The organism is Spongiactinospora gelatinilytica (genome assembly GCF_003236385.1).
Classification (GTDB): domain Bacteria; phylum Actinomycetota; class Actinomycetes; order Streptosporangiales; family Streptosporangiaceae; genus Spongiactinospora; species Spongiactinospora gelatinilytica.
On record NZ_POUA01000276.1, the window covers coordinates 1 to 10,727 of the forward strand.

Annotated in this window: 10 protein-coding genes; 5 read left to right on the forward strand and 5 right to left on the reverse strand. The window is 71.0% G+C overall.

Going from position 1 to position 10,727, the window contains the following annotated elements; translation table 11 throughout:
- A partial coding sequence (locus tag C1I98_RS27730) for an FIST signal transduction protein (RefSeq protein ID WP_233508247.1) occupies positions 1 to 1,081 on the reverse strand: 1,081 nt, incomplete at its 3' end.
- A 189-nt stretch (positions 1,082 to 1,270) separates the two neighbouring features.
- Here C1I98_RS27730 and C1I98_RS27735 point away from each other — a divergent pair.
- Together C1I98_RS27735 and C1I98_RS27740 are read left to right on the forward strand one after the other, a co-directional pair.
- Complete coding sequence (locus tag C1I98_RS27735; RefSeq protein ID WP_111170356.1) at positions 1,271 to 2,680, forward strand: sigma 54-interacting transcriptional regulator; 1,410 nt, start codon at positions 1,271 to 1,273, stop codon at positions 2,678 to 2,680.
- Between the two features lie 43 nt (positions 2,681 to 2,723).
- Positions 2,724 to 4,670: a vWA domain-containing protein gene (locus tag C1I98_RS27740; protein WP_111170357.1), complete on the forward strand. Its 1,947-nt coding sequence runs from the start codon at positions 2,724 to 2,726 to the stop codon at positions 4,668 to 4,670.
- A gap of 4 nt (positions 4,671 to 4,674) precedes the next feature.
- Here C1I98_RS27740 and C1I98_RS27745 read toward each other — a convergent pair whose 3' ends face one another.
- On the reverse strand, positions 4,675 to 5,079 hold the full coding sequence (locus tag C1I98_RS27745) for a DUF6292 family protein (protein WP_111170364.1): 405 nt from the start codon (positions 5,077 to 5,079) through the stop codon (positions 4,675 to 4,677).
- Positions 5,080 to 5,369: 290 nt separating this feature from the next.
- Between C1I98_RS27745 and C1I98_RS41765 the strand changes: the two genes are divergently transcribed.
- Together C1I98_RS41765 and C1I98_RS27750 are read left to right on the forward strand one after the other, a co-directional pair.
- Positions 5,370 to 5,513 (forward strand): hypothetical protein, encoded by a 144-nt coding sequence (locus C1I98_RS41765; RefSeq protein WP_158558207.1) that lies wholly within the window; start codon positions 5,370 to 5,372, stop codon positions 5,511 to 5,513.
- A gap of 46 nt (positions 5,514 to 5,559) precedes the next feature.
- The gene (locus C1I98_RS27750; RefSeq protein ID WP_111170358.1) at positions 5,560 to 5,988 is read left to right on the forward strand and encodes a DUF2269 family protein; all 429 of its coding nucleotides are present in this window, start codon (positions 5,560 to 5,562) and stop codon (positions 5,986 to 5,988) included.
- A 15-nt stretch (positions 5,989 to 6,003) separates the two neighbouring features.
- On the opposite strand, the gene C1I98_RS27755 is transcribed toward C1I98_RS27750, so the two are convergent.
- Positions 6,004 to 7,140, reverse strand: coding sequence for a cystathionine gamma-synthase (locus C1I98_RS27755; RefSeq protein WP_111170359.1), 1,137 nt, complete (start codon positions 7,138 to 7,140; stop codon positions 6,004 to 6,006).
- Positions 7,141 to 7,176: 36 nt separating this feature from the next.
- Complete coding sequence (locus C1I98_RS27760) at positions 7,177 to 7,809, reverse strand: NYN domain-containing protein (RefSeq protein WP_111170360.1); 633 nt, start codon at positions 7,807 to 7,809, stop codon at positions 7,177 to 7,179.
- 214 nt (positions 7,810 to 8,023) lie between these two features.
- Here C1I98_RS27760 and C1I98_RS45155 point away from each other — a divergent pair, with 214 nt between their 5' ends.
- Entirely contained in the window at positions 8,024 to 9,184 is a 1,161-nt protein-coding gene (locus C1I98_RS45155) for a sensor histidine kinase (RefSeq protein WP_111170361.1), read from the forward strand.
- Here the strand turns inward: C1I98_RS45155 and C1I98_RS27770 are convergent.
- A complete protein-coding gene (locus C1I98_RS27770; RefSeq protein WP_111170362.1) occupies positions 9,181 to 10,551 on the reverse strand; it encodes a cystathionine beta-synthase in 1,371 nt (456 codons plus the stop codon). The genes C1I98_RS45155 and C1I98_RS27770 overlap by 4 nt on opposite strands.
- Positions 10,552 to 10,727 lie beyond the last annotated feature (176 nt).

Genomic DNA, 10,727 nt, shown 5'->3' on the forward strand with positions numbered 1-10,727 from the left:
CCGCCACCCCGATCGGCCCCAGCGTGTCGCGGACCGCGATGGGATCATGGTCGGCGCTGCCGAACATCGACGACCCCCGCCCGTTGCACGAGAACAGCAGCGCCCCGTCCACGCTCCCGTGCTCCTGCCGGTGCGCGTCCAGCAGTTCGTACAGGTCCTCGTCCGCCGTACGCGCGTCGCGGACCTGGAAGCGCACGGTCCGGCCGATGTCGAGCACGTCGCCGATGGCCACCGCCTCGCGTTCCGGGTCGATGCCCAGCACGCCCCGGATCAGGAAGTCCCCCCGCTCGTGCCGTTCGGCGTACTCGTCCATGGCCACGCCGATCTGCAGCCCGGAGGCGACGAGTTCGCGTTCGTCCTCCTCCAGCCCGCTGACGATGTCCTCCAGCCGCCCCAGCGCGGGCTGCCCGGCCAGTTCGAGCAGCAGGTTGTCCTCCGCGCGGGTGACGACCATGGTCGGGCCGATGGGCCGGCAGCCCTGGCTGACGACGGTGCTCACCGCGATCGGCCCGCCGAGGATGATCCCGATGGCCCCCTCGTCGTACACCTCGCCGTCGGCGAACAGCCGTACCGACCCCCGCCCCCGCATCCCGTTGGCCAGCCCGCCGATCAGCGGCAGGTCGCCGAGGACTTCGCCGGAGCGTTCGACGAACGCGTCCGTCGGGAAGCTGTACGGGTCGGCCAGGATGACCGCCACCCGGTCGTCGTGGACGCGTTCGGGCAGGCCGACCACCACGAACTTGTCGTGCGTCCGCAGCGTCTCCAGCACGAACGGCGTGACCCGCGCCCCGTCGAGGGTCGCGGCCCAGGCGCTCACCGCGGAGTTCAGCTCCACGCCTCTGGCGTCGCCGATCACGCCGGTGGCGCTGCACCCGATGACGTGCGCGCCGGGGGCCATCCGCATGGCGCGGTGCCCGGCCCTGGCGACGTCCTCCGGGTCCTCGCCGCAGATGAAGAAGCAGACGAGCTCGGCCGGCGCGCTCAGGCCGGACAGAGCCTGGCCGATCGCCGCCTCGGCGGCCTCCTCCAGGTCGGGCCCGACCGCGAGGCCGTCCGCGAAGCGGCTCGTCAGCAGTGCCACCGGACTCGCCTCCTCAACTACCGGCAATGACAGGAACTGTCCCCTTGGCCCGATTCTCCCCACTGAATCGACAAGCACGCGTGCCAATCCCCATATCGATGCTCAAACCCCCGCTCAGCGGGGGTGTGGCCGCACCAAGTAGGCCGATCGGGCTGCCGCACCCCCCTCCAGGGACGTAGTCTCGAACCCGTGCATCAAAACCCAGAGCTCCACACTCTGCGTGAGCTGCGCCAGAGCGGCCATATTCACCGCACGGTGAAGGCGGAGATCCGTGCGAACCTCCTGGCCCGGCTGCGGGCCGGCGAGGATCGGTTCCCCGGCATCGTCGGCTTCGACGACACGGTGCTGCCGCATCTGGAGCGCGCCCTGCTGGCCGGGCACGACCTGGTCCTGCTGGGCGAGCGCGGCCAGGGCAAGACCCGCCTGATCCGTACCGTGACGGGCCTGCTCGACGAGTGGACCCCGATCGTCGCCGGCTGCGAGATCAACGACCATCCCTACGCGCCGTCGTGCGTGCGCTGCCGCAGGCTGGCCGCGGAGGCGGGCGAGGATCTGCCCATCGCCTGGAAGCACCGGGACGAGCGCTACGGCGAGAAGCTCGCCACCCCCGACACCTCGGTCGGCGACCTCATCGGCGACGTCGACCCGATCAAGATCGCCGAGGGCCGCACCCTCGGCGACCCGGAGACGGTCCACTACGGGCTGGTGCCGCGCAGCAACCGCGGCGTGTTCTCCGTCAACGAGCTGCCCGACCTGGCCGAGCGCATCCAGGTCTCGCTGCTCAACGTGCTGGAGGAGCGCGACATCCAGGTCCGCGGGTACAACCTGCGGCTGCCGCTCGACATCCTGCTCATCGCGAGCGCCAACCCCGAGGACTACACCAACCGCGGGCGCATCATCACCCCGCTGAAGGACCGCTTCGGCGCGGAGGTCCGCACCCACTATCCGCTCGACCTCGACACCGAGCTGCGGCTGATCCGCCAGGAGGCCACGCTCGGCTGGTCCGAGCTGGACGCCGACCTGCCCGACCACCTGGTCGAGGTGATCGCCCGCTTCACCCGGCTGGTCCGCGAGTCCACCGCGGTCGATTCGCGTTCGGGGGTGTCGGCCCGCTTCTCCATCGCCGCGGCCGAATCCGCCGCCGCCTCCGCCGTACGACGGGCGGCGCTGACCGGCGAGGAGCACGCGGTGACCCGCGTGTGCGACCTTGCCTCGGTCGTCCACACGCTGCGCGGGAAGGTCGAGTTCGAGGTCAGCGAGGAGGGCCGGGAGACCGACGTGCTGACCCACCTGCTGCGCAGGGCCACCGCGGAGACCTTCCGCGGCACCCTGGGCGGCACGGACCTCAGCGCGCTGCTGGCGAAGTTCGACGACGGCGCGCAGGTGGAGTCCGGCGAGCTGATCCAGGCGGGCGAGCTGCTGCGCCGGATCGGGCCGGTGGAGGGCCTGGCCAAGATCATGTCCAAGCTGGGCATGGGCGAGGGCGAGGAGTCCCCGGGGCACGCCGCGGCCGCGCTGGAGTTCGCGCTCGAAGGGCTCTTCCTGATGCGCCGCCTGTCCAAGGACGTCACCGAGGGCAACGCGATCTACCGCACCTGACGCCGTCCTGCAGAGGGATCAGCCGACCTTCAGGGGGCATGGGATGAACTACCGGTATGGGCAGTACAACGACGGGCCGGACCCACTGGCGCCGCCGTATGACGTGCGGGCCGCGCTCGACGAGATGGGCGACGCGATCCTGTCCGGTTCCACGCCCCTGCACGCGCTGCGCGACCTGCTGAAGCGCGGGCTGCCGGGCGCGCCCGACCGGCGCGGGCTCGACGACCTGCTGCGCGAGGTACGGCGGCGCAGAAACGAGCTCCGCGAGAGCGGCCGGCTGGACGGCACCCTGGAACGCGCCAGGGCGCTGCTGGACAAGGCGATCGGCCAGGAGCGGGCGGAGCTGTTCCCCGACCCGGCCGACGAGGCCCGGCTGCGCGAGGCCGAGCTGGACACGCTGCCCGACGACACCGCGAGCGCCATCCAGGCGCTGCGCGACTACCAGTGGCGTTCGGCGGCGGCCCGGCAGACGTACGACGAGCTGCGCGACCTGCTGCGCCGCGAGGTCCTGGACAGCCGCTTCGCGGGCATGCGGGAGGCGCTGGCCGACCCCGACCCGCAGGCCATGGAACGCGTCCGGCGGATGATGTCGGCACTGAACGACATGCTGGACCGCGACGCCCGCGGCGAGCACACCCAGGCCGATCACGACCGGTTCATGGAGGAGTTCGGGGACATGTTCCCCGAGCGCCCCCGCAACCTGGAGGAACTGGTCGACACGCTGGCCCGCCGGGCCGCCGCGGCGCAGCGGATGCTGGCCTCGATGACCCCGCAGCAGCGCGAGGAGCTGGCCGCGCTGATCAACCAGACGCTGGAGTCGGCCGGGCTCGCCGAGGAGATGCGCAGGCTCGGCGACGCCCTCTACGCCCGCCGTCCCGACCTGCCGTGGAACACCCCGGAGCGGTTCTCCGGGGAGGACCCGATGGGCATGGGCGACGCGGTCAGCGCGCTGACCGAGCTGGCCGACCTGAGCCGGCTCGAAGCCGCGCTCCGCCAGGACTACCCCGGCGCCCGGCTCGACGACATCGACGAGGCGGCCATCCGGCGGGCGCTCGGCCGTTCCGCGGTGGACGACCTCGCGGCCCTGCGCCGGATCGAACGCGAGCTGGAGCAGCAGGGCTACCTGCGCCGCCGGCGCGGCAAGCTGGAACTCACCCCCAAGGCGGTGCGCCGGCTGGGCGAGACGGCGCTGCGCCGGGTCTTCTCCTCGCTCGACGCGGGCCGCCGCGGCGACCACGACCAGCGCGACGCGGGCGCGGCGGGCGAGCCGACCGGCTCATCGCGCGCCTGGCATTTCGGCGACGAACAGCCGCTCGACGTGGTCCGAACCGTGGTCAACGGCGTACGGCGGGGCGGTGGCTCCCCGGTGCGGCTGACCGTCGACGACTTCGAGGTCGCCGAGACCGAGCGCCGCAGCGCGGCGGCCGTCTGCCTGCTGGTGGACCTGTCCTACTCGATGGCGCTGCGCGGCACCTGGGCGGCGGCCAAACAGACCGCGCTGGCCCTGCAGGCGCTGGTGGCGTCCAAGTTCCCCCAGGACGCGGTGCAGATCGTCGGGTTCTCCAACTACGCCAGGGTGCTCCAGCCCGATGAGCTGGCCGGGCTGGAATGGGACATGGTCCAGGGCACCAACCTGCACCACGCGCTGCTGATCGCGGGCCGCCACCTGGACCGGCACCCCGACTTCGAGCCGGTGGTGCTGGTGGTCACCGACGGCGAGCCGACCGCGCACCTACGGCGCAACGGGCGCTACGCGTTCGAGTGGCCGCCGTCGGCCGAGACGCTGGAGCTGACCCTGGCCGAGGTGGACAAGATGACCCGGCGCAGGGCGACGCTCAACGTGTTCATGCTGGCCGCCGACGAACGCCTGAAGGAGTTCGTGGACGAGGTCGCCCGGCGCAACGGCGGGCGGGTGTTCTCGGCGAGCGCCGAGCGGCTCGGGGAGTACGTCGTCAGCGACTTCCTGCGCAGCAGGCGCGCCCGGCGCTAGCCGCTCAGACGTTCTGCAGGGTGGCGTAGTCGGCGAGCGCGAGGTCGAAGCCGTCGCGCTGGTGGTGGTGGGAGCGGTAGCAGGGCCGCCACGCCGTGCTCCCGCCGCCGCCCGCCCGCGCGTCGGCCAGCGCGCCCGGGACCCGCTCGGGCCGGGGCAGCACGCCCCCGCACAGGTAGCGGGCAACGGGCTCGCCGGGGCGCAGATGCCGCCAGCCGCTCTCTTCGTCCCACTGCAACCGTGTGCCGTCGGTGAGCCGGAGCGTCGCCGCACGCGGCCCGCCGCCGCTCGGGTCAGCTTCCCACCAGTCGTCCACCGCGTCGCCGAGCGCCTCGACGACGCGCCTGAGATAGAAGCCGGGCTGCCGCCGCCACTCGTCGGTGAACGGCTCCACATGCCTGACCGCCACGAGCGGCACCTCCTTGTGCCATGACGGAACCATCGGGGGAAAGTGACCTAAGTAACCATCGGAAAGGTGACCCAAGTATGGCCCGCCCGCGTCCGCCAAGGGCCGAGCCCATAGGGAATCCTACTCAGCAAGGGGTAAGCGGGGGCGGTAATCGACGCATCCGAGACACGACCTGTTCCGGAGTCACGCCCGGCTCTGGAACGCGGCGAATTGTCCGGCCGCGAGTCGTGACATCGGTGCGGGCGACGTCTCCGGCAGGGGGCCCGGCGAGTCGGAAAGGGGTGAGCGGAATGATCGCCATAGTACTGATCGTGTTGATGGTCGTCGCGTGCGTGGCCTATGAGTTCTGTCTCGGCGCCCTCTCCCGCTGCCGCCCGGAGGCGGGAGACGAGGTCGTCACCGCGGGAGGCCGCGACGCGCCACCGGCGGGGTGAGAACGAACCTCCCGGTGCGATCACCGGGAGGCTAGTCTTCTGGCCTATGGGTACGCTGCTGCTTTGGTTGCACATCGCCTTCGCGATCTTCGCGATCGGTCCGGTGGTCGCGGTGACGAGCGCCACACCGCGTTACATCCGCGCGAAGGACGTCAACGTCCTGCGCTACCTCCACCGCAGCACCCGCGTTTTCGGCGCGCTGGCGCTGGGGGTCTTCCTGTTCGGGCTGATCCTGGGCGTGACGATGGGCGGTGGCACGCTCGGCAAGCCGTACCTCTCGATCTCCATGACGCTCTTCATCGTGGCCGCGGTGCTGCTGGTCATCATCGACCGTGACCAGAGCACCGCGATCCAGGTGCTGTCGAGCGAGAGTCCGGCCGACGACGCCAAGGTGCAGTCCGGCAGGGTCGCCGCCCTGTCCGGCATCGTCGCCCTGCTGTTCCTGGTGATCCTGGTGCTGATGGTGTGGTTCTAGCGGGCGGCCGGTCCGCTAGAAAGCCCGGGTGAGGTCGGCCAGCAGATCGTCGATCGACTCGATGCCCACGGACAGCCGGACCAGGTCGCCCGGCACCTCCAGCGGCGACCCTGCGACCGAGGCGTGCGTCATCCGGCCCGGGTGCTCGATCAGCGACTCGACGCCGCCCAGCGACTCGGCGAGGGTGAACAGGCGGGTCCGGCCGCAGATCCGCACGGCCTCCTCCTCGCCCCCCACGACCTGGAAGGACACCATGCCGCCGAACCGCCGCATCTGCTTGGCGGCGATCTCGTGGCCGGGGTGTCCGGGCAGGCCCGGGTAGAGCACCCGGGTCACCTTGGGGTGCGCGGTCAGTAGTTCGACCACCCGCTCGGCGTTGTCGCAGTGCCGTTCCATACGCACGGCCAGCGTCTTGATGCCGCGCAGCGTCAGCCAGGCGTCGAACGGCCCGGCCACCGCGCCCATCGCGTTCTGGTGGTAGGTCAGCTTCTCGCCCAGCTCCCGATCGGCGACCACCAGCGCGCCGCCCACCACGTCGGAGTGCCCGCCGACGTACTTCGTGGTCGAGTGGACCACCACGTCGGCCCCGAGCGCGAGCGGTTGCTGAAGGTAGGGCGAGGCGAACGTGTTGTCCACCACCAGCAGCGCCCCGGCCTCGTGCGCCACCTCGGCCAGCGCGGCGATGTCGGCGACGCTCAGCAGCGGGTTGGTCGGGGTCTCCACCCAGATGACCTTGGTCTTCGGGGTGACCGCCGCCCGCACGGCCGCCACGTCGGAAAGCGGCACCGGGTCGAACGCCAGCCCCCACCCGTCGAGCACCTTGGCGAACAGCCGGAACGTTCCGCCGTAGGCGTCGTGCGGGATCAGTACGTGATCGCCCGGCCGGCACACCGTGCGCAGCAGCGTGTCCTCTGCGGCCAGCCCGGACGCGAACGCCAGCCCGCGCACGCCGCCCTCCAGCGCCGCGATGCACTCCTCAAGCGCGGCCCGCGTGGGGTTGGCCGACCTGCTGTACTCATATCCCGAACGCAGGCCGCCGACGCCGTCCTGCTTGTAGGTGGAGGTGGCGTAAATCGGCGGCACGACCGCCCCGGTGGCCGGGTCAGGCTCTTGACCAGCGTGGATGGCCAGCGTCTCGAATCCATTGCCCATGCGGCCACCGTACCCTCCCGCCCCGCCGCGCAACGGTCAACTCCAGCTCTTGGGGCGCGTATAGGTCAGCCCGGCAGGTCCGGGAACCAATGGTGGTAGCTGGGACTTTCTGATGGTGTCGATGCCCAGGAAGAACCGCCCGTGCGCGGCGCGCCCCAGCACGTCCGAACGTCTGCCCGGAGGAAAGACGACGATCACTCCCACCGCCGGATTCACCCGGCGGACCGCACGGATGGCCGCGCAGAAATCGCTGTCCCCGGACACGAGCAGAATCTTGTCGTGGCCTCCCTGCACCGCGTCTTCGATCATCGCCAGGGCGATGGCGACATCGGATTCCTTCTCCTCGTAGGTGCGCCAGGTCGCACCACAGGCACGGCACTGCCGATGCCGCTCCTGGAACCGGCCGAGCACGATCTCCACGGAAGTGTGCGCCTGCAACGCACCCAGGTAGGCGTTCTGCCGAGTCTGTGCGGCCGGGTCGTTTCTGATCGGCGCGGTGAAGTAACGCACGGAGGCGAGCCGCTGGTGCGGCCGGAGCAGCCGGCGCGTCATCGCCTCCAGATCGAGCCATAGATGGCGACGGCCATATGGACGAATGCCGTGATAGAGATTGAACCCGTCAATGTAGGCGGCAACCGCCTCTGACTTGGGATTCTGGTTGTGCTTCATGGGGGACCTGACCTATTCTGAAGTCATCCCGGTCAGGGATTGACGTCCTTGGCCCGACGGCCCTCTTTTGAGGGCCGTCTCTTTTTTCGAGCCTTTGTTCGAACCGCGTCCCGATCGTAACTCACAATGCGCGATCGAGCGGCTACTTTACGCACACGCCATTCGGCCGAACGGCTGATACGGGCCGGTGGCGGGCCCCTTTAGGCTCGATGCCGTGGGTGACACCAATCGGCTCGTCTACTGGGGCAGGAGGCTCGGCCGGATCGCGTTGATCGGCTGGATGGGCCTGCTGCTCATCGGCGATCTCGGGATGGCGCTCGCCCAACGCCCGGTCGCGTTGTTGCCGTTCGTGTGCGGGGTGGCCGGGTTCGTCGCGGTGCTGACGCGGGCCCGGTGGCGGATGCAGTCGCTGGCGGCGCTGCTGGGGCTGTCGCTGCTGTCGTCGATCCTGATCGGCGCCCTCGGGCCGGTGGGCTCGGAGCAGTACATCGGCATGGCCGAGGGGTGGGCGATCCTGTTCCTGACGGTCGGGGCGTTGCGCTGGGTGGAGCCGATCGGCCGGGCCGTGCTGCTGGCGCTCGGGTCCATGATCGTGCTGGTGGTGGCGTCGGGCACCCGGTCGGAGGAGGTCGCGGCGCTGGCCATCGGCCTGCTCAGCCTGATGGCCTGGTCGTTCGCCGCGGGCACCGGGGCCTATCTGCGGTTCCAGCGCGACCGCCGGGAGCAGGCCACGCACGCCGTACGGCGGGCCGAGCGCCTCGAACTCGCCAGGGAGCTGCACGACCTGGTCGCGCACCACATCACCGGCATCGTCGTGCAGGCCCAGGCCGCCCGCACGGTCGCCGAGCAGAAGCCGGAGGCGGTCGTGCCCGCCCTGGACGCCATCGCCACCGCCGGGGCCGACGCGCTGACCTCGATGCGCCGCCTGGTCAGCGTGCTGCGGGCACAGGACGACGCCTCCCGTACGCCGGGCGTGGCACTCGCCGACCTGCGCCTCCTGGTGGAACGCTTCAACACCGGCGGCCGGACGAAGGCGGTCTTCGAGGTGGGGCGCGGGGTGAGCGAAACCGTGCTGCCGCAGGAGACGTGGACGACCCTCCACCGGGTGCTCCAGGAGTCGCTGACCAACGTCAGGCGGCACGCGCCGCACGCCGGCTGGGTGGAGATCGACCTGCGCCTGGTGCAGGGCTGGCTGTGGATGCGGGTGCGCAACGAGAGCCCGCCCGGCGAGGCCCGCACCCTGCGGCTGGGCGGCGGGTTCGGGCTGGTGGGCATGGGCGAGCGGGTCGAGGCGCTGGGCGGCCGGCTGTTCGCCGGCCGCGCGCCCGACGGGGCCTGGGAGGTCATCGCCCAGCTCCCCGCCGCGGCGGCCTAGTGATTGGTGAGGAAGGTCAGGATGTCCTGGCGGGTGAGCATGCCGACCGGCTTGCCGTCGTCGAGGACCACGGCCGCGTCGGCCTTCTCCAGGGCGGCCACCGCGATGGAGACCGGCTCGCCCGCGCCGATCATCGGCAGCGGCGCGGACATGTGCCCGGCGAGCGGGTCGGAGGCGTGTACCCGGCCGTGGTAGAGGGCGTCCAGCAGCTCGCGCTCCACGATGGAGCCGACCACCTCGGCCGCCATGACCGGCGGCTCCTCCTTCATCACCGGAAGCTGTGACACCCCGTACTCGCGCATGATCTCGATCGCCGTGCCCACCGACTCGTGCGGGTGGGTGTGCACGAACTGCGGCAGTTGCCCGGACTTGCGGCTCAGCACGTCGCGGACCGCGCCCTCGTCGGTGGAGGTGGACAGGAAGCCGTAGTCGGCCATCCAGTCGTCATTGAAGATCTTGGACAGGTAGCCGCGCCCGCCGTCCGGCAGCAGCACCACGACCACGTCGTCCGGGCCTCCGGCGGCGGCCACCCGCAGCGCCGCGACCACGGCCATCCCGCACGAGCCGCCGACCAGCAGGGCCTCCTCGCGGGCCAGCCGCCTGGTCATGCCGAAGGAGTCGCGGTCCGCGACCGCGATCACCTCGTCGCACACGCCGGTGTCGTAGGTGGCCGGCCAGATGTCCTCGCCGACGCCCTCCACCAGGTACGGCCGGCCGGAACCGCCGGAGTAGACCGATCCCTCGGGGTCGGCCCCGATGACCTTGACCCGGCCGCCGGAGACGTCCTTGAGGTAGCGGCCCGCGCCGCTGATCGTGCCGCCGGTGCCGATGCCGGCCACGAAGTGGGTGATCCGCCCTTCGGTCTGTTCCCAGATCTCCGGCCCGGTCGAGTGGTAGTGGCTGGCCGGGTTCTCCGGGTTGGAGTACTGGTCGGGCTTCCAGGCGTTCGGCGTCTCGCGGGCCAGGCGGTCGGAGGCGGAGTAGTAGGAGTCGGGGTGGTCGGGTGAGACGGCGGTCGGGCAGACCACCACCTCGGCGCCGTAGGCGCGCAGCACCGCGACCTTGTCCTTGGCCACCTTGTCGGGCACCACGAACAGGCAGCGGTAGCCCTTGCGCTGCGCGACGATGGCCAGCCCGACGCCGGTGTTGCCCGAGGTGGGCTCCACGATCGTGCCGCCGGGCCGGAGCGCTCCTGAGCGCTCGGCCGCCTCGACCATGCGCAGCGCGATGCGGTCCTTGACCGAACCGCCCGGGTTGAAGTACTCCACCTTGGCCAGCACCTGCGCGGGCACTCCGGCCGCCACGTTGTGCAGCCGGACGAGGGGGGTGTCCCCCATCAGTTCGATCAGCGAGTCATGTACGCGCACCGCTCGAAACCACCTTTGCCCACGAAAGCGCTTGTCTCCTTCCCAAAGCTACCGTGACCAGCACGAAAAGAAGGATGATCGAGGCGCGTCTAGTTGCCGTTCTCCGAGGAAGAACCGAGAAAGACCAGTATGTATGTGGTCATCGGTACGAGGGGGCACCGTGATCTGGACTCCGG

Coding starts and splice junctions, on each gene's coding strand:
- C1I98_RS27760 (WP_111170360.1), bottom strand. CDS start 7,809: ATGAAGCACAACCAGAATCCCAAGTCAGAGGCGGTTGCCGCCTACATT.
- C1I98_RS27740 (WP_111170357.1), top strand. CDS start 2,724: ATGAACTACCGGTATGGGCAGTACAACGACGGGCCGGACCCACTGGCG.
- C1I98_RS27755 (WP_111170359.1), bottom strand. CDS start 7,140: ATGGGCAATGGATTCGAGACGCTGGCCATCCACGCTGGTCAAGAGCCT.
- C1I98_RS41765 (WP_158558207.1), top strand. CDS start 5,370: ATGATCGCCATAGTACTGATCGTGTTGATGGTCGTCGCGTGCGTGGCC.
- C1I98_RS27750 (WP_111170358.1), top strand. CDS start 5,560: ATGGGTACGCTGCTGCTTTGGTTGCACATCGCCTTCGCGATCTTCGCG.